Below are 25,806 nucleotides of genomic sequence, written 5' to 3' on the forward strand. Positions count from 1 at the left end.
TTTCAGGTTTCAGGTTTCAGGTTTCAGGTTTCAGGTTTCAGGTTTCAGGTTTCAGGTTTCAGGTTTCAGGTTTCAGGTTTCAGGTTTCAGGTTTCTTATATAAAAAATCCATTCGCAATACGAACGGATTTTTTAATTTATGGATTCCAACAAACTTGAAACGTGAAACATGAAACTTTTAAACTAAAAATATAATTGAAATTGATTTTGGAAAAATAAGGAATAACCGTATTTTTGCATCACAAAACTAAAAATTAGAAATGGGAAGAGCGTTCGAATTTAGAAAAGGAAGAAAAATGAAACGTTGGTCAGCAATGGCCAAAACATTTACCAGAATTGGTAAAGATATCGTTATGGCTGTTAAAGAAGGCGGACCAAACCCAGATGCCAATTCTAGATTAAGAGCTGTAATACAAAATGCGAAAGCGGCCAACATGCCAAAAGACAATGTGGAGCGCGCAATCAAAAACGCAAGCAATAAAGATACTGCCAACTATAAAGAAATTTTATTTGAAGGATATGCGCCTCATGGAATTGCAATCTTGATTGAAACTGCTTCTGATAACAATAATAGAACAGTTGCAAACATTAGAAGTTACTTTAACAAATGTAATGGAACAATGGGAACTCAAGGTTCTGTAGAATTCATGTTTGACCATACTTGCAACTTCAGAATTGCAAATAATGGCCTTGACGCTGAAGAATTAGAATTAGAATTAATTGATTTTGGTGCCGAAGAAGTTTTTGAAGACGAAGACGGAATTTTGATCTACGCTCCTTTTGGAAGTTTTGGGGCTTTACAAAAAGAATTAGAAAACAGAGGTCTTGAAATTTTATCTTCTGGTTTTGAGCGTATTCCGCAAATTACAAAAGAATTAACTGAAGCTCAAATCGCTGACGTTGAAAAATTAATTGAGAAAATTGAAGAAGATGATGACGTTATGAACGTTTATCATACAATGAAAGAAGAATAATATTCTAATATATTACACGATAAAGCCTTGGATTTTTCTGAGGCTTTTTTGTTTGTAATGGTTTTAAACTAGAAGCGCATATTTGAAAAATCATATTTACCATTATATTTGCAAAACCTCAAACTAAATTGAAAATAAAATATGCAAACATCAAAATACACAAGAATTGCAGTAATTGTACTAGTACTTTTGTTTTTAGTATTAAGCGTAATCAGCTGCAGTACTCATGTTCACACAAATGGACCAGCACCAACTACTAAAAAGGTACCGCCAGGACAAGCTAAAAAAATGTCAGGAAGCAAAAGTGCAAAAGCATACGCTCCAGGGCAACAAAAGAAAAACTAAAAAAAGCCTTCTGAAGTTTATCAGAAGGCTTTTTTTATATAAGAAAATCAGCTTATTTTTTTGCTGGTGTTTTTGTTATTTTCAACAAATAAGTTCCTTCTGGCAAATCAGTAATATTAGAAGCGTTGCTTCCTGTTATTTTTTTTCCTTGCGAAAAAACCTCAATAGTTTTTGAATCTCCATTATTTTCAGTTGCACTTTCAGCAGCAGAAACTGGTGTTTTTACTGGGACAACAGCTTTTGTAGGTGGTGCAACAGCAACTTTTTTTATGGTATTTGAAACTGGAGCTGCCGCAGGTTTAGAACTCGTAAAGGAATCCATAACTTGTTCGTCAGTCATTGCAACATTATATATTTTAAGATCGTCTATATCTGCATTAAGAACAGTCGTAGTATTTAATTGCCCGAGCCTCAAAATATAACCTTTAGTTGCGCGAGAAATTCCTGTTGCCGATTTTAACAATTCGCCATTACGGTATATTTTTGACGTATTTCCATCATAAGTAATATTATATTGATACCAAACCTCCTTTTGAAGCGGAGTCGAAACAACAACATTATTAGCATCGCCCCAGCCAACCAAACTTAAATCTGAATTTCCTGAAGCAACAGGTTGTTGCAACAAGCCAAAAAATTGCGTATTTACAGCTGTACCATAACCTAAAATGTAATTTGCTGATGCAACATTATTAAACTTTACCCAAAATGATATTGATCTGGGTTTGTTTTCTTGTGGAAGTTCCCCTACTACACCTTGCAATACTTTATTCGTAATTCGCTGCGCTGCTTTAGCAGTTCCCATTCTGTCATTTACAAAATTAGGAGCGCCTAATAAGGTGATACTATTGTCAGTACTGCTTAAAGTTCCGTTGAAAGTGAATTCCTGAACTGGGTTTTGGGCATTAGAATTTAAAAAAGCTACAAACATTAATGTGAGTAATAGTTTTTTCATAGATATGATTTAGGGTATTTAAAAATCTTGTAAATATGTAATATAGATGTGATTAAATTAATTTAGCGATCAAGCGTAAATAAGTATTATTTGTTCTCAATAAATAATTTTATTTTTTTGTTAAAACTATAAATTAAATTCAAAATTACCAAACAGTTATAGCTCATAAGTATGTTATTCTTATTAAAATACTGAAAAAGCGAAAAACAATAAAGTTTTAATATAACATTTGTAAAGACATTTTTACAAAAAAAACCTTCTGAATTTCAAAAGGTTTTTTTTCACTATCCAAAATAAATGCTCACTAAACAACATGATAAAAAAAATAAAAAACTAACTAACTATTTCTATTAACCAAATTTTCTTTTTCTACTTTGATGTGATTTTTTTTGCTGGTACACTTGTTATTTTCAACAAATACGTTCCTTCTGGCAAATCACTTATACTCATTGAATTATCCCCAATTATCTTCTGACCTTGCGAATAAACTTCAACATTTTTATCTGCAGCGTTTATATCTCTGTTTGAAATAATTGCTGTTGATGGTGCAGCCTTAACTGCAACTTTTCCTTTTCCTGTTGCTGTTTTAACTGCTGGAGTTTTAACCGCAGGAGCTGCATCGGCAACAATTGCAATTACTGGTTTTGATTCTTCATAAAATGCTGCAACCTGCTCATCTGTCAGCGCAACATTAAAAATCTTCAAATCATCAATATCCGCATTAATACCAACAGTAGTATTTATTTCGCCTAATCTAAAAATATTGCCTTTTGTAGCACGTGTAATGCCATCTAAAGCTTTCACTAATACGCCGTCACGATAAATTTTAGAAACTGCTCCATCATACGTTATAGTATAATTGTACCATTTTCCTTTTGCTAATGGAACTGAAACAATAACATCATTGCTTGCGCCCCAACCAGCCTGACTAAGATCTGAATTTGAAGAAGCTGTAGCTTGTTGCAATAAACCATAATATTGAGCATTAAATGCAGTTCCATAGCCCAAAATATAATTTGCTTTTGAAATATCATTCAGTTTTACCCAAATACTAATTGATCGAGCACTATTATTTTGAGGAAGATCATCAATTACAGCTTCCAGTGCTTTATTATTCAAACGCTGCGCACCGCTTGGATTTCCCATTCGGTCAGAAACAAAATTATCTGTTCCCATGAAGCTAATTGTATTTTGAGTATTGTTTAAGGTTCCATTGAAGTTAAACTCCTGAATAGGATTTTGCGCATTAGCATTCAAATAACTTACAAACATTAAAGAGAGTAGTAATTTTTTCATAATGATAGATTTTAGGGTATTAAAACATTGTGTCATTTTAACACTGCTAAACTATATTTTTATGCTTTTCAGCGAAAATTTTTTCGATAACTAACCTAAATAATCGTTTAAATAACCAAAATTGATGATTTTGAACGATCAATTACATTTTTTTATACTTTCATTAATATTATTAAAATAATATTATTACTTCAATCAAACTTAAAATTTCTTACGTATAAATACGGTATTTACATTTTTTTAGCAAATATTATAAATCGACTTTTTTTTGTATTAGTTCTGGTTTTTCAAGAATAATCTTAACATAAGTACCAAAAAAAACTCCATCGAAAAGATGGAGTCTATATATTAAAAAAGTCTTTAATTTACTTTACAAATTCAATTTTTTGCGCTTCTTCTTCGTTAACACTGTCAAAGAATCCTTGTTCGTTCATCCAGTCATCACTAAATACTTTACTCATATAACGAGAACCGTGATCAGGAAAAATAGCAATAATATTACTATCTTTTGTAAACTCACCTTCTTCTGCATATTGTTTAATTGCCTGCATTACTGCTCCAGATGTATATCCAACAAATAAACCTTCTTTACGAGTAATTTCTCGTGCAGCATGCGCACTTTCCTCGTCAGTTACTTTCATGAATTTATCAATAATATCGAAATCAGTCGCTGATGGAATTAAGTTTTTACCTAAACCTTCTATACGGTACGGATAAATTTCTTTGTTGTCGAATTCTCTTGTTTCGTGATATTTCTTTAATACTGAACCAAAAGCATCAACACCTAGAATTCTAACATTAGGATTTTGCTCTTTTAAAAATTTAGCAGTTCCAGAAATTGTTCCTCCTGTTCCGCTACAAGCAATTAAATGTGTGATTCTTCCTTTTGTCTGTTCCCAGATTTCAGGACCTGTAGTATTGTAGTGAGCATCAATATTCAATTGATTGAAATATTGATTGATGTAGACAGAACCTTTTGTTTCTTCGTGTAAGCGCTTTGCTACATTATAATAAGATCTTTCATCATCTGCTGATACGTGCGCAGGGCAAACATAAACTTTTGCTCCTAGGCTTCTCAACATATCAATCTTATCTTTTGATGATTTTGAACTTACTGCTAAAATACAGTTATAACCTTTAATAATGCTGACCATTGCCAAACTAAACCCTGTATTTCCTGATGTAGTTTCAATAATCGTATCACCTGGCGACAAAATTCCTTTTCTCTCAGCTTCTTCAATAATATATAACGCGATTCTATCTTTTGAGGAATGACCTGGATTAAAAGCTTCTACCTTTGCGTAGAAATTTCCTTCTAACTCTTCGGTGATTTTATTTAGCTTAATAAGTGGGGTGTTACCTATTAATTCTAAAACATTATTATAAGCATTTATTTCTTCTTTCATAAAAAAATAGTTAATCAAAGGCTTTATTAAAACCCCCGATAGGTTGCAAATTTAACAAAATTTTTCTAATTAGCTTTTAATTTTCTCTAAATCTAATAAAAAACTAAATTCTTTTGCTAAGTCCTTCAAAGCCTCAAAACGTCCTGAAGCACCGCCATGTCCGGCATCCATATTGGTATCTAAAAACAAAAGTTTCTCATTTGTCTTCATATTTCTCAATTTGGCTACCCATTTGGCAGGCTCCCAATATTGTACCTGCGAATCGTGCAATCCTGTAGATACATACATATTTGGATAATCTTGCGCTTTTACATTATCATACGGTGAGTATGACAACATATAATCATAATACTTTTTATTATTTGGGTTCCCCCATTCATCGTATTCTCCTGTTGTTAACGGAATTGTATCATCTAACATTGTCGTAATGACATCAACAAAAGGAACCTGAGCAATTACTCCATTATATAATTCTGGAGCTTCATTTGCAATAACTCCCATTAAAAGCCCTCCTGCTGATCCTCCTTCTGCGTACAAATGTTTTGACGAAGTATATTTCTCGTTTATTACAAATTTAGAGCAATCGATGAAATCTGTAAAGGTATTTTTCTTTTTTAACAGTTTTCCATCTTCATACCATTGCCTTCCCAAGTCTTCTCCGCCACGTATATGAGCGATCGCATAAACAAATCCGCGGTCTAAGAGCGAAAGTCTTGTTGACGAGAAATAAGTATCCATCGTGATTCCGTACGAACCATATGCATACAATAAAAGCGGATTTTTGCCATTTTTCTCTAATCCTTTTCGATAAATCATAGAAATTGGCACTTTTACACCATCTCTTGCTGTTACCCAAACTCGTTCTTCTATATAATTTTCTTTATCGAATTTTCCACCTAAAACCTGCTGTTCTTTTAAGATTTCTTTGGTTTTAGTTTTCATATTAAAGTCAATTACAGACGACGGCGTTGCAAGTGACTGGTAACTGTAACGTAAAATATCGGTGTCAAAATCGACATTTGTTGTCGTATAAGCATTGTACGTCTCGCTTCCAAATGGCAGATAATAATCTGGTTCGCCATTCCAAGGCATAATTCTGATATGATTCAATCCGTTTGAACGCTCCTCAACAACTAAATAATTCTTAAAGATTTCAATATCTTCCAACAAAACATCTTCTCTGTGCGGAATAACATCAACCCAGTTTCTCTTCGCTGTTCTGTTTTCTGGTGTTTTCATCAATTTAAAATTGGTCGCTTTATCTTTATTGGTTAAAACATAAAACGAATCTTCAAAATGTGAAATACTATACTCTAATCCGCGTACGCGTGTCTGAAAAATTTCAAATTCGCCGTCTGGATTGTCTGAATTCAAAATTCGATATTCCGTCGTTAAAGTACTTCCAGAACTGATTACAATGTATTTTTTAGATTTTTCCTTGTGTACAGAAACATTAAAAGTATCATCCGCTTCATTATAAACTAAAACATCATCTTTAGAATCAGTGTTTAATTTATGCCTAAAAATCTTGTCTGCACGTAATGTAACTTCATCTTGTCTGGTATAAAACAAAGTGTTGTTGTCATTTGCCCAAACCGAGCTTCCAGTGGCATTTTCAATTTTGTCTGATAAGATTTCTCCTGTTTCCAAATTTTTAACTTGAACGGTATAAATTCTTCTTCCAACAATATCTACTCCAAAACTGGCAAATTTATTATCCGGACTAATACTTAGACCGCCTAATTTAAAATAAGCGTGTCCTTTTGCTAATTCGTTGCAGTTGAACAAAATTTCTTCCGCTGCAGAAAGGCTTCCTTTTTTTCGGGCAAAAATTGGATAATCCTGGCCTGTTTCAAAACGTGTAATATAAAAATAGCCATTATAAAAATAAGGGACAGATGAATCATCTTCTTTAATTCTGCTCTTCATTTCTTCATATAAAGATTCTTGCAAATCTTTAGTATGAGCTGTCATATTTTGATAATAATCATTTTCTTTATTCAGATAATCGATAACTTCTGGATTTTCGCGGTCATTCAGCCAAAAATAATTATCAATTCTTGTCTCTTTATGTTTTTTTAATTTCTTCGGAATTTCTTTGGCTTCGGGAGCCATTATATTATTTTGCATTGATTGAGCATTTATTTTTAAATACGAAGGAGCAAAAGTAGTACAATCAAAACAGAACCAAAATTAATTTTTTCATAAAATATTCTATTGATTTACCATAGCAATATACTAATTTTGTCTTAAATAATTTAAAAAATCAAGAAAAATGGATTTAATGGGAATGATGGGCAAACTTAAAGAAACCCAACAAAAAATTGAAGATACAAAGAAACGCTTGGATACTGTTTTAATTGACGAACAAAGCGCTGACGGATTATTGAAGATAACAATTACTGCAAATAGAAAAATAAAAACAATCTCTGTTGATGACTCTCTTTTAGAAGATAAAGAGCAATTAGAAGATTACTTAATTGTAACATTAAATAAAGCAATTGAAAAAGCAACAAGCGTAAATGAAAGAGAACTTGATGCTGTTGCAAAAATGGATATGCCAATGATTCCAGGAATGGATAATTTGTTTAAGTAAGGTTCTGGATTCTGAGATACTAAGATGCTAAGGTTCTAAGATTCTAAGATTCTGAGATGCTAAGGCCCTGAGATACTAAGTATCTACTATCCATGGGGAAATAAAGGCTAAAAAAAAGACGCACGATTTGTGCGTCTTTTTTTTTAGTAAAGCAAAAACCTTAGAACCTTAGCATCTTAGAATCTCAGGAACTTAGAATCTTTTCTCCTAAATCTTCGAAAAAGTCTCCATAACATACGTATGCATCACTTCTTTATAATCTAAGTGCGTTACGATTCTGAGTTTATTGCGTCCAAGGGAACTTATTAATATGTTTTTCTGTTTTAATTTTTCGATTAAAAGTTGATCGCTGTAACCTTCTGCTAAAGAAAAAATCAAAATATTAGTTTCTACTGGTTCTACACTTGAAACCCAAGATTTTGTACTTAAGATAGCTCCTATTTCTTTAGCTCTTCTGTGATCTTCTGCCAGTCTTTCGATATTATTCGCTAAAGCATATAATCCGGCTGCAGCCAAATAACCAACTTGACGCATACCCCCACCTAATATCTTCCTGATTCTCAACGCTCTATGAATATCAACTTTGCTTCCAAGCAACACAGAACCAATTGGCGCACCTAATCCTTTAGACAAACAAACCGATATGGTATCGAAAATCGCTCCAAATTCCTTCGGATTTTGCCTTTTAGCTACTAATGCATTCCAAATTCTTGCTCCATCTAAATGGAATTTTAAATTATTGGCATCACATACTTTTTTGATATCTCTTAAATCTTCCAATTCATAACAAGCCCCACCTCCTTTGTTTGTTGTATTCTCTACACAAACCAAACTCGTTAACGGACTATGATAAAATTCTGGATCATTAATTGCTGCCGCAACCTGAGATGCGTTGATCATGCCTCGGTCTCCATCTAACAAGCAGCAGGAAACACCGCTGTTAAAAGAAACTCCGCCTCCTTCATAATGAAAAACGTGAGCATATTTATCAGCGATTAACTGTTCGCCAGGTTGTGTATGAAGTTTAATAGCGGTTTGGTTTGCCATAGTTCCCGATGGAAAAAAAAGTCCAGCTTCCATACCAAAAAATTCAGCTACTCTTGTTTCTAATTCGATAACCGTAGGATCCTGCTTATATACGTCGTCGCCAACTTGTGCGTTAAACATATATTGCAGCATTTCGTATGTAGGTTTTGTAATGGTATCGCTAACTAAATTTATTTCCATATAAAACTAATATCTTTTTTGGACAGCAAAATTACGTATTACTGTTATTTATTAATCGCAAGTTTTCATAAATTTTAACTTTCGATTACTATACAACCAAATTAACGTAATATTTATAAAAAACATATAAAACTAACATTAATAATTAAAAAATTGAGCGGCAACTTTAGAAACTATTCTATTTAATAACAAACAGCATCTTTGAGAAAATAAAAAAATCATGCAAAACTACTAAGCTTTAATCATTTAGATTCAAATAACTGTATTCTAAATTTATTGCTGTATTCTAAAAACTAAATCTTATTTTTGTAGAACGAAATTACAGACGCAAATGAATGTAATCTCTGCAAAAAACATATAAAACTACTTATTAATTTATGACAACAGCCGAACAAGTAAAAGGTATTGTGGAGCGCCTTGGTGCGTTGAGGAGGTATCTTTGACGTTGATGCCAAGCTAATCGAAATTGCAAACGAAGAAGAAAAAACTTTTGCTCCCGATTTTTGGAACAACGCAAAAGAAGCAGAAAACATTGTAAAAAATCTTCGAAACAAGAAAAAGTGGATTGAAGACTATGACAAAGCTGTTGAACTTACAGATGAACTTCAGCTTGCTTATGATTTTTATAAAGAAGGAGAACTTTCTGTAGAGGAATTAGACGAGCAATACAGTGGTGCACAAGCGCATATTGAAAACATCGAATTCAAAAACATGCTTTCTGATGAAGGCGACAGTCTGAGCGCTGTTGTTCAAATTACGGCTGGAGCCGGAGGAACTGAAAGCTGCGACTGGGCCGGAATGCTCATGCGAATGTACATGATGTGGGGAGAAAGTTATGGTTATAAAATAAAAGAACTTAACTTTCAGGAAGGCGATGTTGCCGGAATCAAAACCGTGACTTTAGAATTTGAAGGTGATTATTCTTTTGGATATTTAAAAGGCGAAAATGGTGTTCACCGTTTGGTTAGAATTTCTCCTTTTGACAGTAATGCAAAACGTCATACTTCATTTGTATCCGTTTATGTTTATCCACTTGTTGACGACAGTATCGAAATCGACATTAATCCTGCTGATATCGAAATTACAACTTCTCGCTCCAGTGGTGCCGGAGGACAAAACGTAAATAAAGTCGAAACTAAAGTACAGCTGGTTCACAAACCTACTGGAATCCAGATTCAATGTTCTGAAACACGTTCTCAGCAAGACAACAGACAGCGTGCGATGCAAATGCTTCGTTCTCAATTGTATGAAATTGAGTTAAAAAAACAACAAGCACAGCGTGCTGATATTGAAGCCGGAAAAATGAAAATTGAGTGGGGTTCGCAAATTCGCAATTACGTAATGCAACCTTATAAATTGGTAAAAGATGTTCGTACAGGATATGAAACCAGCGACGTTGACGGCGTAATGAACGGAAATATTGACCCATTTCTTAAAGCATATTTAATGATGATGGGACAGAAAGAGGAAGAGTAAACAGTGTTCAGATTTTATAGCATTCAGTCACTGTTTGCAGTCACAGTAAACCTGAAACTTGAAACTTGAAACTTGAAACCTAAAACTTTAAAACTAAAAAAGTTATGATAAAATGGGCCGATGTAATTCATTTTACAAATAAAGGAAACCCAGCTCCAGATAAAAGAGTTGAGAAAACGGAAGAAGAATGGAAACAGCTTCTTACGCCTGAAGAATTTCAAGTCACGCGTTTAAAGGGAACTGAAAGGTCTTTTAGCTCAGAATTATGCAGTTTATTTGATCCAGGGATTTACGAATGTAAATGTTGCGGAACGGTTTTATTTGATGCAAGTGAAAAATTTGAATCAGGAACCGGATGGCCTTCTTTTACACAACCGATTAAAGAAAACTCAATTGGATATCATGCTGATAAATCATACGGAATGATTAGAGTTGAAGTTGTATGCAATGTTTGCGATGCGCATTTGGGACATGTTTTTCCAGATGGCCCGCCTCCAAGCGGCCTGAGATATTGCATAAATGCAGTTTCCTTATCTAAAACTAAAGACTAAAATAGAAAACGATTCCTTTTAAAAGTGAATCGTTTTTTTTTGACATTTAAGCAATTAACAAAAAAAATGTAAGTTACTGCTTATCAATAAAACAAACTTTTTATTTCTTTAAAAAAAAGCTAATCACTTCTTTATAAGGCACATAAACACTATATCAAAAATTACAAAACCAACAAAATTTTAATATCTAAAATGTTAATTTTGTAATATTTAAACTATTATTTTAAATATCTTTCAATAAACGCAATAAAAATATTAGGTAATTAAAATGTAATTTATTTTATTTGGCAAAAATTAACCCCAAATACTATTACATACAGTAAATGAAATCCTATTCAATTCAAGAAATTAACGAAGTAATTAATGGCGTGATATACGGCTCAACTTCTCAAAGCATTAATGCAACCGAGCAACTGGAAAAAGCAACTACTTCGCAAATTTCATTTATAGGCAGTAAAAAATATGAAAAACATTGGTCAGCTTCAAATGCTTCAATTGCGGTTGTTAATGAAGATATTTCAATAGAACCTGGCGAAAATCGCGCTTTTATTAAAGTAAAAAATGCTGATTTAGCCATGTCACAAATTCTTGCCCTTTTTGCTCCACCTACACCACTATTTCGTAGTAATATTCACAAAACAGCCACAATTGATGAAACGGCAATAATCGCAGAAGGTGCCAAAATTGGTGCTGGCTGTTATATTGGACCAAAAGTTGAAATTGGAGCGAATGTTACCATATATCCAAATGTGACGATTTTGGACGAATGTACCATTGGAAAAAATACTGTAATTTGGTCTGGAACGGTTGTGCGCGAAAGATGTCATATTGGAACCGACTGTATTATTCACCCAAATGCAACGATTGGTGCTGATGGTTTCGGATTTCGCCCTTGCAAAGAAAACGGACTCGTAAAAATTCCGCAAATTGGAAATGTAATTATTGGAAATGGTGTCGAAATTGGTGCAAATACTTGTGTTGACCGCGGTAAATTCAGTTCTACAATTCTAGGCGACGGCTGTAAAATTGATAATTTAGTACAAATTGGTCATAACAGTAAATTAGGTAAGTTTTGCATTATGGCTGGAAACAGTGGTTTAGCAGGTTCTGTAACTTTAGGGAATGGCGTTATCATTGGCGGAAGCGCATCAATAAAAGACCATACCGCTATTGGCGATGGAGCTGTAATTGGTGCCGGATCTGGAGTTACCGGAGATGTTCCAGCAGGAAAAACAATGTTGGGTTATCCAGCAGTTGAAGCTCGAGATGCTCTAAAACAATGGGCAATGTTGAAACAAATGGTCTGCAATCCAAAAAAATAATATCAAGTTTATAAATCATAAAAAAAACAGAAGTTTAGCTTCTGTTTTTTTATGCCTTGATTTTATCAAAATTATTTGAAATTTAAGTTTAGACATTTTCAAAAGACCGCATTTATTTCAATTGATTTTGTAAATTAGCCAACACTATTTTGTAAAATCAATATTATATCATGGATTTAAACTTCAATAAAAACGAAGATCACAATAAATTACTTCTTTCAGAATTAAAACAAAAATTTGCTAAAGTTAAATTAGGCGGAGGCGAAAAACGTATCGAAAAACTACATGCTGAAGGAAAAATGACAGCTCGTGAAAGAATCGATTATTTATTAGATGAAAATTCAAAAAATATTGAAATTGGCGGTTTCGCCGGCGATGGCATGTATGCTGAACACGGAGGATGCCCGTCTGGAGGTGTCGTGGTAAAAATTGGCTACATCAAAGGAAAACAATGTATTGTTGTTGCTAACGATGCGACTGTCAAAGCGGGAGCTTGGTTCCCTATTACAGGAAAGAAAAACCTTCGAGCTCAGGAAATTGCAATGGAAAACCGACTTCCAATTATCTATTTAGTTGATAGTGCCGGGGTTTATCTGCCAATGCAGGATGAAATCTTCCCTGATAAAGAACACTTTGGACGAATTTTTAGAAATAATGCCCAAATGAGCAGTATGGGAATCACTCAAATCGCAGCAGTTATGGGAAGCTGCGTTGCAGGTGGAGCCTATTTGCCAATTATGAGTGATGAAGCTTTAATTGTTGATAAAACTGGAAGTATTTTCCTTGCCGGAAGTTATTTGGTAAAAGCGGCTATTGGCGAAACAATTGATAATGAAACTTTAGGAGGAGCCACAACCCATTGTGAAATTTCTGGCGTTACAGATTATAAAGCCAAAGACGACAAAGATGCTTTAGATAAAATCAAAAATATCGTAGATAAAATTGGTGATTTTGATAAAGCGGGCTACAACCGTATTAAAGCTGAAAAACCTGCTTTAGACGCGGCAGCTATTTACGGAATTTTGCCAAAAGCCAGAAATGAGCAATATGATATGATGGAAATAATTAATCGTTTGGTTGATAATTCAGAATTTGAAGCCTATAAAGACGGTTACGGTCAATCGCTAATTACTGGTTATGCCAGAATTGACGGCTGGGCAGTTGGAATTATCGCTAACCAGCGAAAAGTAGTAAAAACTAAAAAAGGTGAAATGCAGTTTGGCGGTGTGATTTATTCTGACAGTGCCGACAAAGCAACCCGTTTTATAGCAAATTGTAATCAAAAGAAAATTCCACTTGTATTTTTGCAGGACGTTACCGGTTTTATGGTTGGATCTAAATCTGAACATGGTGGTATTATTAAAGATGGGGCCAAAATGGTAAATGCTGTCAGTAATTCCGTTGTTCCAAAATTCACTGTCATAGTGGGTAATTCATATGGCGCAGGAAATTATGCAATGTGCGGAAAAGCTTATGATCCTAGACTAATATTTGCCTGGCCAAGCGCAGAACTTGCCGTTATGGGCGGTACTCAGGCTGCAAAAGTTTTAGCACAAATAGAAGCTTCTTCGCTTAAAGCAAAAGGAGAAATTGTTGACGAAGCCAAAGAGGCAGAACTATTTAATAAAATTAAAGCACGATACGACGAACAAACTTCGCCTTATTATGCTGCGTCACGATTATGGACAGATGCCATTATTGATCCATTAGATACTCGTACATGGATTTCAATGGGAATTGAAGCAGCAAACCATGCTCCTATTCAAAAACCATTTAATTTAGGAGTTATTCAGGTTTAAAATAATCTGAAATTCTCAAAACAAGACAACTAAACATCAAAAAACTCATTTTCAAGCACTTATTATTAAATATGTTATTAAAATTTTGTAATTTTAATAAACAATTTTTAATCACGCAATGTCATGGAAAATGTAAAAAGCTTGAATAAATGGGCAAATTCGCACACTTATTTACCAGTAGATTTAGTACGTATTGTATTGGGTGTTTTTTTATTTATGAAAGGAGTTTCATTTGTAACAAATGTTCAGTATCTGCATGATTTAATTTCTCCAATCGATCAGTTTGGAGGCGGTATGTTCCTGCTGCATTATATTGCGCCCGCGCATATGATTGGAGGAATAATGATCGTTTTCGGTCTGCTCACTCGCTGGGCAATTGCGGCACAGCTGCCGATACTTTTTGGAGCCGTCTTAGTTAATTTCATGGGAAGAATGCATTCTGAAAGCTTGTTACTTGCAATAACAGTATTACTGATTTGCATTTTCTTTCTATTTTATGGCGGGGGAAAGCATTCTGCCGATTACTACTTTAAAATGCAGCAATAAAACAGTTCTATCCTCAGTAATTATTTAAGCTGAGGATAAAACAAAAAGCATTTTAAGAAGTAATTAGCACTTAAAATTTCTTTTATTCTGTTTTATGAACTAAATTCGCCTCATGAATTGGATTCGTAAGACCGTTTTATTTATTTCACTTTTGATCATCGGCTTCTTTGCTGCTCAGGCAAACGATGTTCCTATGCAATTAATTGAAAGTCAAAAAACGGACACCAATTTTTCTAAAGATATTCCAGATTCATCTGCATTTATCCAGCCACAAACAAGCTATCAATTTGCAGCAAGCATTAAAACAGAATATCCTGTTGCAATAAAATGGTTCGATTCTTTAATCGCAGTCATTCCACAGCACGAAGCCGTTAAGTCTTCATTTAATTTTTCAACTCAATTTTCAACTCAGAGCAAGAAAATCTCTTTAATGCTCTATGCCTTTCATTTTTTCTGGTAAATAAATACGTGAAATTTTAATCCGAAAGAAACCCTTTCTTTCCTAATCCTTTAAACCGTTTTCTGTCTGAAGACTGTTTATAATTTCATATTGTTTATCAAAAAAAATATCAAAAATGGAAACGAGTGTAACCATAATTGGATTGGTGATTGCTATCATTGTCGCTATTCCTGTCTATTTTTCAGCACGATCGAGCGCTGCTAATAAATCTAAAATTCTAAATATCAAAAAGAAATTCAACGCATCACATCCTGAAGATTTTAATCTAACCGAATCTCAAAGCAACAAAACGCTTACTATAGATCAAAAAAACAGAAGATTTGTTTTAATGAATTTCAATCCAAATCAGCAAGAATCAACTTTTGTAGATTTAAAAAATATTTCTTCCTGCAAATTGGTTTTGACTACAGATGGAAATTCAGACACAATTCTGAAAATTGATTTTGAATTCCAAGAAAAAGAAACTTCAAAAAAAATCACAATACCTTTTTATGATTTTGATGATGACCGCATCAAGCAAATCAGTGCTTATCAAGATCATATCTTTGCAAAAAAATGGCTTAAAATCATCCAAGATTCTATTTCACGTTAGTTATTTAATTCAGAAAAAAGAGGCTCAAATATTGAGTCTCTTTTTATTTACAACAACAATATGATATTTATCATTTTAATTTTTAAACAAGTAAAGTAATTTTGATACCTCTCAAAATGTTTTATTTATGAAAATTTCATTGACTCAAAAATATAACGTCCCAGGTCCAAGATATACAAGTTATCCAACAGTTCCGTACTGGAATGAAGCTGGTTTTAATTTGGAAAAATGGACTGCATCTTTTCAAAAATCATTTTCAGAAAGCAATACCCAAAACGGAATCAGTTTATATATTCATTTGCCGTTTTGTGAGAGCATGTGTACTTTTTGCGGTTGCAATAAACGAATTACAAAAAACCATTCTGTAGAAGAAATTTATATTAGTGCCGTTTTGAAAGAATGGAGTCTGTATTGTGAACTTCTTCCTGAAAGACCTCTAATTAAAGAAATTCATTTAGGCGGAGGAACTCCTACTTTTTTTTCAGTGACTAATTTAGAAAATCTAATAAATGGGATTTTTAAACTAGCGGAAAAAGCCGAAAATTATGAATTCAGTTTTGAAGGACATCCAAATAACACCACTTACGAGCAGCTTAAAAAATTATATGATTTAGGCTTTCGCCGAGTAAGTTTTGGTGTTCAGGATTATGCTGAAAAAGTTCAAAGAGCCATTCATCGCGTACAGCCTTTTCACAATGTTGCAAAAGTAACTTTTTGGGCAAAAGAAATTGGCTATAAATCAATTGGTCATGATATTATTTTTGGGCTTCCATTTCAGACGGTCGAAAATATTGTAGATACAATTGAAAAAACAAATTCATTAAAACCAGATCGATTAGCATTTTACAGCTATGCTCATGTACCATGGATAAAAGGAAACGGGCAACGCGGTTTTAATGAAGAAAACCTTCCAAAAGATGCTGAAAAAAGAATGCTTTATGAAACTGGAAAAATACTTCTGTCAACAAATGGATATCATGAAGTTGGCATGGATCATTTTGCACAGTCAACAGACAGTTTATTTCAGGCCGCTCACTCTAAAAAACTTCATAGAAACTTCATGGGATACAGTGCATCAAAAACACAGCTTATGATTGGCTTAGGAGTTTCCTCAATCAGCGACAGCTGGTATAGTTTTGCACAAAACACAAAGAATCTTGAGGAATATTACCAAATCTTGCAGTCAAACCAGTTGCCGATTGTAAAAGGACATATTTTAAATGATGAAGATTTAATTATTAGAAAACACATCTTAAATTTAACTTGTGATCTTGAAACTTCCTGGAACGACGAAGCTTTGTATTTTGAAGAATTACCAGAGGTCCTATTAGCACTAAAAGAAATAGAAAATGATGAGTTAATTGTGATCGAAAAAAACAGAATTAAAATTACTGAAGCCGGAAGACCATTTGTCCGCAATATCTGTATGGCTTTTGATTTGCACTTAAAAAGAAAATCACCGGAAGCCAATTTGTTTTCGATGACAGTTTAATGACAGTTTGGAGTCTGTTGTACAAATAAACTTATATTTGATGGGGACAGGTATGGAATTCCTAAACCTAAACCTCTTAAAATAAATAACACACCTATAAAAACAGCTACAAAAGGAATTGCTTTCTGAATTTTATTTCGGAATGGCAACTTTAATAATGAATTAATGTAAACCACAATAGTCATTAAAGGAATAGTTCCCAAGCCATAAAGCAGCATATATAGAACTCCTAAATAGGCACTTTGCATTGCGATTGCACCAAACAGCGCTACATAAACCATTCCGCACGGAAGAAAACCATTTAATAAGCCTATTATATAAAGAGATTTGTAATTTTTCTTTTTAAACTGGCTTCCTAATGTTGATTTAATTTTTGAAATTACTTTGTAAATAGGCTTTGAAAAGTTATATTTAGCAAATGCTTTTTCAGGAATCAATACAATTGCTATCATTGCAATACCAATGAAAATTGATATTTTCTGTTGTAATCCTGCCATAAAGAAGCCACGTCCCAACAAACCAAAAATCAACCCTATTGTTGCATAAGCTGTAAGACGTCCTAGATGATAGGTAATAATCTGAGTAACCTTTTTAGCTTCATTTTGATGATCAACCGGCAACATAACCGCAATTGGCCCGCACATTCCAACACAATGCAGACTGCTTATAAGACCTAATATGAATGCTGAATACAACATTTTTAAATTAGTTTACGTAAATTACTTCTTTAGTCAAGTATTTTGTTCCGTTATACTGCCATTCCATATTAACATCCCAGCGCCCTTTGATCAATTTATCTTTTGGAATAAATAAAGCTGAATTTGTTAAAGCAAGTTTAGTATTAAAATCAAATTTCTTGTTTGAAGGACGATACAACAAAATATTCCCTGTTACTTTATCACTTTCGAAAGTTGCAGGAAATGCAACTTTAACACCTGTCTCATCATAGGTAATTGAAGGTTTTTGTTGTAGATCATGCGCATTTTGAACTCGTGCCATTTCTTCTTGAAAATGAGAGTCATGCTTATAATATTCCTCTACAACTAAATCATTATCATATTTGGCATTTGATTGTACTTCAAAAACAAAATATAAAATAAAAGTCATAAAAAGAGCAAAAGCTATTACAATTCCTGTTCCCCAGTTTATTTTCATAATCCTATTATTTTAATTAAAACTTCGCGGGCCTAAAAAGTTAGTTTTGGTAGTTTCCAACAATTCATTGCCATTATAAACACCAATTTTAACTGTTGTTTTATCACTTTCCAAAATTGCTTCATTGATTTCTATAAAAAGTGTTCCTTGCGAAATCTCTTCTTTTTTAATTTTGAAATGTCTATTTCCAACATTTTTTATTTCACCTTTCTGATCAATCAATTCAAAATGAATATCATTATAATCTTTCATCGTTTTATTGACAATCTTGTAGGTATAAACATTGCTTATTTTGTCTCCTTTATGCTGAAATAATTGTCCAGGCAAACGTAAAATAATTGCTTCAACATTAGTTCTTAAAAACAGCATCCCAACAAAAACACTCAGTAAAATAAACAAGACAGCAGTGTAGCCTTTCATTCTGTTTGTAAACTTGAAAGGTTCTTTTTTTGTTATTTCATCCTCAGAAGCATAACGTATTAAGCCTTTGGGCAAGCCAACACTTTCCATTATATGATCACATTCGTCAATACATGCAGTGCAATTGGTGCATTCTAACTGAGTTCCATTTCGAATATCAATTCCCATTGGACAGACATGTACACACTGAAGACAATCAATACAGTCTCCTTTTCCAGTTAATGCTCGATCTTCTTTTTTATTAAATTTTGCACGTCCTTCTTCCTTTTCACCACGAACAAAGTCGTATGCCACATTGATTGATTTGTTATCAAGAAGAACCCCCTGAAGTCTGCCGTAAGGGCAAGCAATTATACAAACTTGTTCACGAAACCAAACAAAAACAAAGTAAAAAACACCAGTAAAAATAAGCAGTGCTATAAAATTACTCGCCTGTTTTACCGGACCTTGCTCCATCATTAAAAATAATTGATCACTGCCTACTAAATATGCCAAAAAAACATTTGCAATACCAAAAGAAATTAAAAAGAAAACAGTCCATTTTGAGAGTCTTTTTTTAATTTTTTCTGCATTCCATTCTTGTCGGGCCAAACGTGCTTGAGAGCCTCTGTCACCATCAATCCAATATTCAATTCGGCGAAAAACCATTTCTAAAAAGATAGTCTGCGGACAAATCCATCCACAAAAAATCCTTCCAAAAACAACCGTAAACAAAATGACAAAAACAACACCTACCAGCATTGAGATCACAAAAAGATAGAAATCTTGAGGCCAAAACGGAAAACCAAAAATATTAAAACGACGTTCCATTACATTGAACATCATAAATTGATTACCGTTGACTTTGATAAATGGATTTGCAACTAAGATAGTCAACAAAACATAGCTAACAATCTTTCTATAATCATAGAACTTACCAGACGGTTTTTTAGGGAAAATAAATTTTCGATTACCGCCTTCATCAATAGTTCCGATGGTATCTCTAAAAGCTTCGTCTGGTAAATTTGACATGATTTTTATTTTTTAACTTCTGTACTATCTTTTGGGCTATTTACTGCTGCGTCTTTTTTGGGAGCACTTTCATCCACCCAAACTTCACCTTCGGCTTCTTTTGGCTCTTTAGGATTGCTACCTTGTAACGACAATATATAACTAGCTACTTTTTGAATATCTTTAGGCTTCATCCCATTTGTTTTCCAAGAAACCATTCCTTTTCCATCACGGCCACCATTTGTAATAGTATGGAAAACATTTTTGATACCACCTCCTAAAATCCAGTGATCATCCGTTAAGTTGGGGCCAATTTGACCTCCAGCATCTGCTCGGTGACAAGCAGCACAATTTGTCATGAAAATTTCTTTACCTGCTGCTAAACTCGGTTCATCTGTAAGCAAAACAACTGTCTTTTCATCCATTAAATCTGGCGCCGTTTTTAAGTATTCATCTACATCAATTTTAGCCTGAGCCATTTCTTTCTTAAGTTCTGTTTCTTGGTCATCTCCTCCAAGAATTTCATAGTGTACTAGATAGATAGCACCAAAAATGATACAGATGTAGAATAAATATACCCACCAAGGCGGTAAATTATTATCAAGCTCTTTGATTCCGTCATAATCATGATCCATTAATAAATCACCTTCTTTTTCAATTGGTGATGTTTTTGTAAGTTTATGCATCAACTCTTTAAACCAAGTACTTTCACTTAAACTCAGACTATTTTCGTACTCCAATTTGGCTTTTTCTTCAGGCGACATTAAATGATACATCACTCGATTAACTGCGCTGAGTGTAATTTCAATTGCCACTAGGACAAATAGAAATACAGCTAAAAAGACAGAAACCATTGGGAATTTTATAAATGCTGGCTTATCGCCTGAATCAATAAAATACTCCATCAAAGCAAAACCGATGAAGAAAATAAGTGGTACTCTTACATATACTGGGAAAAACTTTTTCATTTTTATTTATCTTTTGAAATTATACCAAGTCCTCATTTAAAGGAATTTCACTCATTTCTTTAATCTTGTCTTTTTTATAAGAAAACACCCAAAAGGCTAATCCAACAAAAAATAAAAAGAAGATCAAGAGAGAAAGAATCGGGTAAATTTCTATACCCGATATTGTCTCCATATTGTGTTTTATCTGTTCAAACATAACCTTATTTTTTAGCAGTCTCTTTTACTTTTATATCAGTCCCTAATCTTTGTATGTACGCAATTAGAGCAACAATTTCCCTTTCATTCATAGGAACGAATTGTTCGCCTTTGGCAGCTGCTTTCTTTTTACTGTCCTCATAACTTTTCACGAAATCAGGATCGTTTTCTAAGCTTTTTTCAATTTTTACAGCTTGATCTCTCAATGTTTTCTGAGCATTTGAAATTTCAGCTTCCGAATATGGAACACCAAGTGAAACCATAGCCTGCATTTTCTTTTGTGTCAGAGAAATATCCAAAGGTTTATTGTCAAATAACCATTTGTAACCTGGCATGATTGAGCCGGCAGAAGTACTTTGTGGATTCCACATATGGTTAAAATGCCAGTTGTCATTATACTTGCCTCCTACTCTCAACAAATCTGGACCTGTACGTTTTGATCCCCATAAAAATGGATGATCGTAAACAAATTCTCCAGCTTTAGATTGAGGTCCATACCTCTCAACTTCACTTCTAAAAGGTCGAACTGATTGAGAGTGACAACCTACACACCCTTCTCTGATATATAAATCACGTCCTTCAAGTTCTAAAGGGGTATAAGGTTTTACACTTGAAATAGTGGGTATATTCGATTTAACCATAATCGTTGGTACGATCTGAATAATCCCTCCAATTAAAATTGCAATCGTAGCTAAAATAGTAAGCTGAATAGGTTTTCTTTCTAACCAAGTATGGAATTTTTCTCCACTTAATCTATTGCTGCTGATTCTTTGCAATGCTGGAGCTTGTGCTAATTCATCTTCAATTGTATCTCCTGCTTTTACTGTCATTATGATATTATATACCAATGTCAGCATTCCAATTAGATATAAAGTACCTCCAATTGCTCTCATCCAGTATAAAGGCATAATTGCAGTAACTGTTTCAAGGAAATTTCCGTAAGTTAAAGTTCCATCTGGATTAAACTGTTTCCACATTGAAGCTTGCTGGAAACCTGCAACATACATTGGCAAAGCATACAATATAATTCCTAAAGTCCCAATCCAGAAATGGAAATTAGCCAGTTTTTTAGAAAACAAAGTGCTTTTTGTCATACGTGGAATCAGCCAATAAATAATACCAAATGACATAAATCCATTCCATGCTAAAGCTCCCACGTGTACGTGTGCAATAATCCAATCTGTATAGTGTGCAATAGCATTTACATTTTTAAAAGAAAGCATTGGACCTTCAAAAGTTGCCATTCCGTATCCCGTAATAGCTACCACAAAGAATTTTAAAACTGGTTCTTCACGAACTTTGTCCCAAGCTCCTCTCAACGTTAAAAGTCCGTTGATCATACCTCCCCAAGATGGAGCAATAAGCATAATCGAGAATACAACTCCTAAATTCTGTGCCCAGTTTGGCAAAGCTGAATATAATAAGTGGTGAGGTCCTGCCCAAATGTAAATGAAGATCAATGACCAAAAGTGAATAATAGATAATCTATAAGAATAAATAGGTCTATTTGCTACTTTAGGAATAAAATAATACATCAATCCTAAAAATGGCGTTGTCAAGAAAAATGCAACCGCATTATGCCCGTACCACCATTGTACCAGAGCATCCTGAACGCCTGCGTAAACAGAATAACTTTTTAATGCAGAAACTGGCAATTCAATATTATTAAAAATATGCAAGACAGCAACCGTTACGAACGTAGCTAAGTAAAACCAAATAGCAACGTATAAATGTCTTTCTCTTCGGCGAAGCATTGTGCCAATCATATTGATTCCCATTACAACCCAAATCAATGCAATTGCAATATCAATAGGCCATTCTAGTTCGGCGTACTCTTTTGATGATGTGTAACCTAATGGCAATGTAATAGCAGCGGCAACAATGATCAACTGCCAACCCCAAAAATGCAGATTACTTAAAAAATCACTAAACATTCTGGCTTTAAGCAAACGCTGCAGCGAGTAATATAAACCCGCAAAAAAAGCATTACCAACAAATGCAAAAATAACTGCATTTGTGTGTAACGGTCTTAATCGGCCGTAACTAAGCCATGAAATCCCATCTGTCATGTTGGGAAAAAGGTACATAACCGCCAAGGTCAGACCCACTAACATACCTACTACTCCAAAAAGAATAGTGGCATAAATGAATTTTTTTACAATTTTGTTGTCGTAATAAAACTGTTCCATTTCCATAATTAAACTTGTTTTTCTTCGGTTGGTGAATTATTTTTCTGGGGAATATTTTTTGTCTCATCATCAAAAAGCATTCTGACTGAGGGCGTATAGTCATCATCATACTGTCCAGATTTGACAGCGATAATAAAAGCAATGAAGAAGCCTACTGCGACGCAAATACTTACTGAGATTAATAGATAAATTACACTCATACCATAAAATTATGTTAACAAAATTAACTCCTTAGTACTGCATAAAATATGATAATTATCATAGTCAAATGGCTTATGCTAAATTTACTAAAAATAAACCTTGAAATTATTTATAATCATTTTAAATTACTAGAACTGAAGTAGTTAGACATTATAGTTACAAAACTTACAATAGTTATTGTGCTCAATGGCATAATAATAGCAGCCACTAGCGGAAGCAAATTGCTCGTTATAGCAAAACCAAGTCCAACAACATTATAAAGAAGAGATAAAACAAAACTCATTTTAATAATTAAAATGGATTTTTGGGAAAGTTTTAAAAAGTAGCTCAATCGGGAAAATTCATTGGCATCTAAGATTGCATCACAAGCAGGTGAAAACACATTGACATTTTCAGAAATCGAAACCCCAACATTGCTTTGAGCAAGTGCTCCGGCATCATTTAATCCATCACCAACCATCATCACATTTAGCCCATTTTCCTGTAGTTTTTTAATGAATTCAAGTTTTTGATCTGGTTTCTGATTAAATATCAGTTCAGTTCCTTTAGGCACGATTTTTTCAAGATTTACCCGTTCACCATCATTATCGCCTGAAAGTACTTTTAACTTGTAGTTTTTGCTTAAATTTAAAAGTAACGTTGCAAGACCATCTCTATATTGATTTTGGAAATTAAATCGTCCATAATAAACATCTCCAATTTTAATATGCAAGGCTGTTTTCTCAATTTCTGATGAATCTAAATCTGGACTTTCAACAAACGAAGCTGAGCCAATTTTAATTGTTTTATTTTCGGTGAAAGCCAAAATTCCTTTTCCCGTTATTTCTTCAAATTCCTCGATTTTAATTCGCTTTGTTTCTGGCAAAAAATCATAAAGCATTCTGCTTAAAGGGTGATTTGATGCACGCAGCACATTTTTCAGTAAAACCTTATTTTCATCAGAAATCATAGTTCCCTCATAAACAATATTTGATTTTTTATTTGTTGTAATTGTTCCGGTTTTATCAAAAACAATTGTATCAACTTTTGCTAATTGCTCAATTACCAAAGCATTTTTAAGATACATTTTTTGTTTACCCATGATTCTCAGGATATTTCCAAAAGTAAAAGGAGCTGTAAGTGCCAGCGCACACGGGCAGGCTACAATCAATACTGCTGTAAAAACGTTGAATGCTGTATTTGCATCTATAAATATCCAATATCCAAATCCTGCAAAAGCAATCAATAATAATATTGGAGTAAAATAACGGCTTATTTTATCTGTTATCGTTTTATGTTTTTGAACTACCTTTTTCTGAAAAATTTCATTGCTCCATAATTGGGTAAGATAACTTTGCGAAACCGAATGCAAAACTTCCATTTCAATTACTTTTCCAATTTGTTTCCCGCCAGCAAAAACTTTATCACCTGATTTTTTGGTTATTGGAACTGCTTCTCCAGTAACAAAACTATAATCAATTTCGGCTTTTTCACTAATTAAAATACCATCAACCGGAATCAATTCCTGATTTCTGATCAATAATCGGTTTCCTTTTAAAACATCGTAAATAGGCACGCTTTCTTCAGATGTATCTTGATTAATTCTGGTAACTGCAATTGGAAAATACGATTTAAAATCTCTTTCAAAACTCAAAAAACTATAGGTCTTGATTTGAAACATTTTTCCGAGCAGCATAAAAAATACCAAACCTGTAAGACTGTCAAAAAAACCACCTCCGTAATTCATGACAATATCAAAAGTACTTCTGATAAACATTACAATAATTCCCAAAGCAATCGGAATATCAATGTTCAGCATTTTTGATTTGATACTTTTATAAGCTGAAACATAATAACCGCTTGCTGAATATAGAAAACTGGGCAAAGCCAATAAAAAAATCAAAATCCTGAAAAAAGGCTTATAATTGTCAAGCCAAAATTCTTTTATTTCAAAATATTCTGGAAATGAAAGCAACATGATATTTCCAAAACAAAAGAAAGCTACACCAAGTTTATACGTTAAACTTCTGTCTACATTATTTTTGCCGGTTTCGTAATTTTCTAAACTTATATAAGGCTCATAACCTATTGAACTTAACAAATTAGCAATAGATTTAAGAGAAACAAGATCTGAGTTGAAAGTAATTCGGACTTTTTTTTCTGGGAAATTAACTTGTGAAATACTGATTCCGGACTGAATTCTATTTAAATTTTCTAAAATCCAGATACATGAACTGCAGTGTATGTGTGGAATATTTAAAGAAACAATAGCGGTATTTCCTTCTTGAAAATCGATTATTTTTGAAGAAATGGCTTCATTGTCTAAAAAATCATATTTTCCTTGAATATCTTGCGGAGTAGCGCCTGGCGATTTTTCGAAATCATAGTAACAGGTCAAATCATGCAGACTAAAAATCTCATAAACCGTTTTACATCCGGCACAACAAAACTTTTTTTCATCAAAATTGATTTCTTCATTTTTAGGAATGTCAATCCCGCAATGAAAACAGCTCTGCTCAGTCATAAATTTGTTTCTTTTTTAATGCAACAAATATTTCGAATAAGATTTAAGTATAAATATGACAATTATCATATGAAAATGAAATCCAATTCTAATTTAACGAAATAAATTAGTCAAATTACGTTAGTAAAAATTTTCTGCATATTTTAAGAGA

At 33.4% G+C, this 25,806-nt stretch carries 24 protein-coding genes; 11 read left to right on the forward strand and 13 right to left on the reverse strand.

Annotation, left to right across the window (positions count from 1 at the left end; translation table 11 throughout):
- Positions 1-260 precede the first annotated feature (260 nt).
- Together EV145_RS08765 and EV145_RS08770 are read left to right on the forward strand one after the other, a co-directional pair.
- Positions 261-974, forward strand: coding sequence for a YebC/PmpR family DNA-binding transcriptional regulator (locus EV145_RS08765; protein WP_026729302.1), 714 nt, complete (start codon positions 261-263; stop codon positions 972-974).
- Positions 975-1,115: 141 nt separating this feature from the next.
- The gene (locus EV145_RS08770) at positions 1,116-1,319 is read left to right on the forward strand and encodes a hypothetical protein (RefSeq protein ID WP_133524845.1); all 204 of its coding nucleotides are present in this window, start codon (positions 1,116-1,118) and stop codon (positions 1,317-1,319) included.
- A gap of 52 nt (positions 1,320-1,371) precedes the next feature.
- Here EV145_RS08770 and EV145_RS08775 read toward each other — a convergent pair whose 3' ends face one another.
- The 4 genes from EV145_RS08775 to EV145_RS08790 form a co-directional block, all read right to left on the reverse strand.
- Positions 1,372-2,271, reverse strand: a complete 900-nt coding sequence (locus tag EV145_RS08775) for a LamG domain-containing protein (protein ID WP_133524846.1) — start codon at positions 2,269-2,271, stop codon at positions 1,372-1,374.
- A 369-nt stretch (positions 2,272-2,640) separates the two neighbouring features.
- Positions 2,641-3,567 (reverse strand): LamG domain-containing protein, encoded by a 927-nt coding sequence (locus EV145_RS08780; RefSeq protein ID WP_133524847.1) that lies wholly within the window; start codon positions 3,565-3,567, stop codon positions 2,641-2,643.
- Positions 3,568-3,932: 365 nt separating this feature from the next.
- The gene (locus tag EV145_RS08785; RefSeq protein ID WP_133524848.1) at positions 3,933-4,973 is read right to left on the reverse strand and encodes a PLP-dependent cysteine synthase family protein; all 1,041 of its coding nucleotides are present in this window, start codon (positions 4,971-4,973) and stop codon (positions 3,933-3,935) included.
- A gap of 69 nt (positions 4,974-5,042) precedes the next feature.
- The gene (locus EV145_RS08790; RefSeq protein ID WP_133524849.1) at positions 5,043-7,103 is read right to left on the reverse strand and encodes a S9 family peptidase; all 2,061 of its coding nucleotides are present in this window, start codon (positions 7,101-7,103) and stop codon (positions 5,043-5,045) included.
- 145 nt (positions 7,104-7,248) lie between these two features.
- On the opposite strand from EV145_RS08790, the gene EV145_RS08795 reads away from it, so the two are divergent.
- Positions 7,249-7,569, forward strand: coding sequence for a YbaB/EbfC family nucleoid-associated protein (locus EV145_RS08795; RefSeq protein ID WP_133524850.1), 321 nt, complete (start codon positions 7,249-7,251; stop codon positions 7,567-7,569).
- 207 nt (positions 7,570-7,776) lie between these two features.
- Here EV145_RS08795 and EV145_RS08800 read toward each other — a convergent pair whose 3' ends face one another.
- Positions 7,777-8,796 carry a threonine aldolase family protein gene (locus EV145_RS08800; protein ID WP_133524851.1) on the reverse strand — a complete coding sequence of 340 codons (1,020 nt, stop codon included), beginning with the start codon at positions 8,794-8,796 and terminating at the stop codon, positions 7,777-7,779.
- 377 nt (positions 8,797-9,173) lie between these two features.
- Here EV145_RS08800 and prfB point away from each other — a divergent pair.
- The 8 genes from prfB to hemN all read left to right on the forward strand — a co-directional run bounded on the left by prfB (position 9,174) and on the right by hemN (position 17,034).
- Positions 9,174-10,272 (forward strand): peptide chain release factor 2 gene (prfB, locus tag EV145_RS08805; protein ID WP_133524852.1). Its coding sequence is split into 2 segments (ribosomal slippage): positions 9,174-9,236 and positions 9,238-10,272, totalling 1,098 coding nucleotides; the frame shifts between segments, so codons are not numbered across the junction.
- Between the two features lie 104 nt (positions 10,273-10,376).
- A complete protein-coding gene (msrB, locus tag EV145_RS08810) occupies positions 10,377-10,823 on the forward strand; it encodes a peptide-methionine (R)-S-oxide reductase MsrB (RefSeq protein WP_133524853.1) in 447 nt (148 codons plus the stop codon).
- Between the two features lie 323 nt (positions 10,824-11,146).
- The gene (gene lpxD, locus EV145_RS08815; protein ID WP_133524854.1) at positions 11,147-12,145 is read left to right on the forward strand and encodes a UDP-3-O-(3-hydroxymyristoyl)glucosamine N-acyltransferase; all 999 of its coding nucleotides are present in this window, start codon (positions 11,147-11,149) and stop codon (positions 12,143-12,145) included.
- Positions 12,146-12,315: 170 nt separating this feature from the next.
- Positions 12,316-13,944, forward strand: coding sequence for an acyl-CoA carboxylase subunit beta (locus tag EV145_RS08820; RefSeq protein ID WP_133524855.1), 1,629 nt, complete (start codon positions 12,316-12,318; stop codon positions 13,942-13,944).
- 123 nt (positions 13,945-14,067) lie between these two features.
- Complete coding sequence (locus EV145_RS08825) at positions 14,068-14,490, forward strand: DoxX family protein (RefSeq protein WP_133524856.1); 423 nt, start codon at positions 14,068-14,070, stop codon at positions 14,488-14,490.
- Positions 14,491-14,602: 112 nt separating this feature from the next.
- The gene (locus EV145_RS08830; protein ID WP_133524857.1) at positions 14,603-14,950 is read left to right on the forward strand and encodes a hypothetical protein; all 348 of its coding nucleotides are present in this window, start codon (positions 14,603-14,605) and stop codon (positions 14,948-14,950) included.
- Positions 14,951-15,065: 115 nt separating this feature from the next.
- Positions 15,066-15,542, forward strand: a complete 477-nt coding sequence (locus EV145_RS08835) for a hypothetical protein (protein WP_133524858.1) — start codon at positions 15,066-15,068, stop codon at positions 15,540-15,542.
- 127 nt (positions 15,543-15,669) lie between these two features.
- Entirely contained in the window at positions 15,670-17,034 is a 1,365-nt protein-coding gene (gene hemN, locus EV145_RS08840; RefSeq protein ID WP_133524859.1) for an oxygen-independent coproporphyrinogen III oxidase, read from the forward strand.
- On the opposite strand, the gene EV145_RS08845 is transcribed toward hemN, so the two are convergent.
- The 8 genes from EV145_RS08845 to EV145_RS08880 all read right to left on the reverse strand — a co-directional run bounded on the left by EV145_RS08845 (position 17,031) and on the right by EV145_RS08880 (position 25,655).
- On the reverse strand, positions 17,031-17,732 hold the full coding sequence (locus EV145_RS08845; RefSeq protein ID WP_133524860.1) for a sulfite exporter TauE/SafE family protein: 702 nt from the start codon (positions 17,730-17,732) through the stop codon (positions 17,031-17,033). The two genes, hemN and EV145_RS08845, sit on opposite strands and share 4 nt — an antisense overlap.
- Positions 17,733-17,739: 7 nt before the next feature.
- Positions 17,740-18,189 (reverse strand): FixH family protein, encoded by a 450-nt coding sequence (locus tag EV145_RS08850; protein ID WP_133524861.1) that lies wholly within the window; start codon positions 18,187-18,189, stop codon positions 17,740-17,742.
- Positions 18,190-18,201: 12 nt separating this feature from the next.
- Positions 18,202-19,620, reverse strand: coding sequence for a cytochrome c oxidase accessory protein CcoG (ccoG, locus tag EV145_RS08855; RefSeq protein WP_133524862.1), 1,419 nt, complete (start codon positions 19,618-19,620; stop codon positions 18,202-18,204).
- Positions 19,621-19,625: 5 nt separating this feature from the next.
- Complete coding sequence (locus EV145_RS08860; RefSeq protein ID WP_133524863.1) at positions 19,626-20,567, reverse strand: cbb3-type cytochrome c oxidase N-terminal domain-containing protein; 942 nt, start codon at positions 20,565-20,567, stop codon at positions 19,626-19,628.
- A 19-nt stretch (positions 20,568-20,586) separates the two neighbouring features.
- Positions 20,587-20,763, reverse strand: coding sequence for a CcoQ/FixQ family Cbb3-type cytochrome c oxidase assembly chaperone (locus tag EV145_RS08865; protein WP_035648546.1), 177 nt, complete (start codon positions 20,761-20,763; stop codon positions 20,587-20,589).
- A gap of 4 nt (positions 20,764-20,767) precedes the next feature.
- Positions 20,768-22,957: a cytochrome-c oxidase, cbb3-type subunit I gene (gene ccoN / locus EV145_RS08870; protein WP_133524864.1), complete on the reverse strand. Its 2,190-nt coding sequence runs from the start codon at positions 22,955-22,957 to the stop codon at positions 20,768-20,770.
- 2 nt (positions 22,958-22,959) lie between these two features.
- Positions 22,960-23,151 (reverse strand): cbb3-type cytochrome oxidase assembly protein CcoS, encoded by a 192-nt coding sequence (gene ccoS / locus EV145_RS08875; RefSeq protein WP_133524865.1) that lies wholly within the window; start codon positions 23,149-23,151, stop codon positions 22,960-22,962.
- A 116-nt stretch (positions 23,152-23,267) separates the two neighbouring features.
- The gene (locus EV145_RS08880; protein ID WP_133524866.1) at positions 23,268-25,655 is read right to left on the reverse strand and encodes a heavy metal translocating P-type ATPase; all 2,388 of its coding nucleotides are present in this window, start codon (positions 25,653-25,655) and stop codon (positions 23,268-23,270) included.
- Positions 25,656-25,806 lie beyond the last annotated feature (151 nt).

Origin of the sequence: Flavobacterium sp. 245, assembly GCF_004362055.1 — a bacterium.
Taxonomy (GTDB): domain Bacteria; phylum Bacteroidota; class Bacteroidia; order Flavobacteriales; family Flavobacteriaceae; genus Flavobacterium.

Excerpts from the sequence above, each read along its gene's own strand:
- EV145_RS08775 (WP_133524846.1), bottom strand. The coding sequence starts at position 2,271 with ATGAAAAAACTATTACTCACATTAATGTTTGTAGCTTTTTTAAATTCT.
- EV145_RS08795 (WP_133524850.1), top strand. The coding sequence starts at position 7,249 with ATGGATTTAATGGGAATGATGGGCAAACTTAAAGAAACCCAACAAAAA.
- EV145_RS08860 (WP_133524863.1), bottom strand. The coding sequence starts at position 20,567 with ATGAAAAAGTTTTTCCCAGTATATGTAAGAGTACCACTTATTTTCTTC.
- EV145_RS08800 (WP_133524851.1), bottom strand. The coding sequence starts at position 8,796 with ATGGAAATAAATTTAGTTAGCGATACCATTACAAAACCTACATACGAA.
- EV145_RS08785 (WP_133524848.1), bottom strand. The coding sequence starts at position 4,973 with ATGAAAGAAGAAATAAATGCTTATAATAATGTTTTAGAATTAATAGGT.
- EV145_RS08820 (WP_133524855.1), top strand. The coding sequence starts at position 12,316 with ATGGATTTAAACTTCAATAAAAACGAAGATCACAATAAATTACTTCTT.
- EV145_RS08770 (WP_133524845.1), top strand. The coding sequence starts at position 1,116 with ATGCAAACATCAAAATACACAAGAATTGCAGTAATTGTACTAGTACTT.
- EV145_RS08880 (WP_133524866.1), bottom strand. The coding sequence starts at position 25,655 with ATGACTGAGCAGAGCTGTTTTCATTGCGGGATTGACATTCCTAAAAAT.
- EV145_RS08835 (WP_133524858.1), top strand. The coding sequence starts at position 15,066 with ATGGAAACGAGTGTAACCATAATTGGATTGGTGATTGCTATCATTGTC.
- hemN (WP_133524859.1), top strand. The coding sequence starts at position 15,670 with ATGAAAATTTCATTGACTCAAAAATATAACGTCCCAGGTCCAAGATAT.
- EV145_RS08780 (WP_133524847.1), bottom strand. The coding sequence starts at position 3,567 with ATGAAAAAATTACTACTCTCTTTAATGTTTGTAAGTTATTTGAATGCT.
- EV145_RS08850 (WP_133524861.1), bottom strand. The coding sequence starts at position 18,189 with ATGAAAATAAACTGGGGAACAGGAATTGTAATAGCTTTTGCTCTTTTT.
- ccoS (WP_133524865.1), bottom strand. The coding sequence starts at position 23,151 with ATGAGTGTAATTTATCTATTAATCTCAGTAAGTATTTGCGTCGCAGTA.
- msrB (WP_133524853.1), top strand. The coding sequence starts at position 10,377 with ATGATAAAATGGGCCGATGTAATTCATTTTACAAATAAAGGAAACCCA.
- EV145_RS08845 (WP_133524860.1), bottom strand. The coding sequence starts at position 17,732 with ATGTTGTATTCAGCATTCATATTAGGTCTTATAAGCAGTCTGCATTGT.
- lpxD (WP_133524854.1), top strand. The coding sequence starts at position 11,147 with ATGAAATCCTATTCAATTCAAGAAATTAACGAAGTAATTAATGGCGTG.
- EV145_RS08790 (WP_133524849.1), bottom strand. The coding sequence starts at position 7,103 with ATGCAAAATAATATAATGGCTCCCGAAGCCAAAGAAATTCCGAAGAAA.
- EV145_RS08765 (WP_026729302.1), top strand. The coding sequence starts at position 261 with ATGGGAAGAGCGTTCGAATTTAGAAAAGGAAGAAAAATGAAACGTTGG.
- ccoN (WP_133524864.1), bottom strand. The coding sequence starts at position 22,957 with ATGGAAATGGAACAGTTTTATTACGACAACAAAATTGTAAAAAAATTC.
- ccoG (WP_133524862.1), bottom strand. The coding sequence starts at position 19,620 with ATGTCAAATTTACCAGACGAAGCTTTTAGAGATACCATCGGAACTATT.
- EV145_RS08865 (WP_035648546.1), bottom strand. The coding sequence starts at position 20,763 with ATGTTTGAACAGATAAAACACAATATGGAGACAATATCGGGTATAGAA.
- EV145_RS08830 (WP_133524857.1), top strand. The coding sequence starts at position 14,603 with ATGAATTGGATTCGTAAGACCGTTTTATTTATTTCACTTTTGATCATC.
- EV145_RS08825 (WP_133524856.1), top strand. The coding sequence starts at position 14,068 with ATGGAAAATGTAAAAAGCTTGAATAAATGGGCAAATTCGCACACTTAT.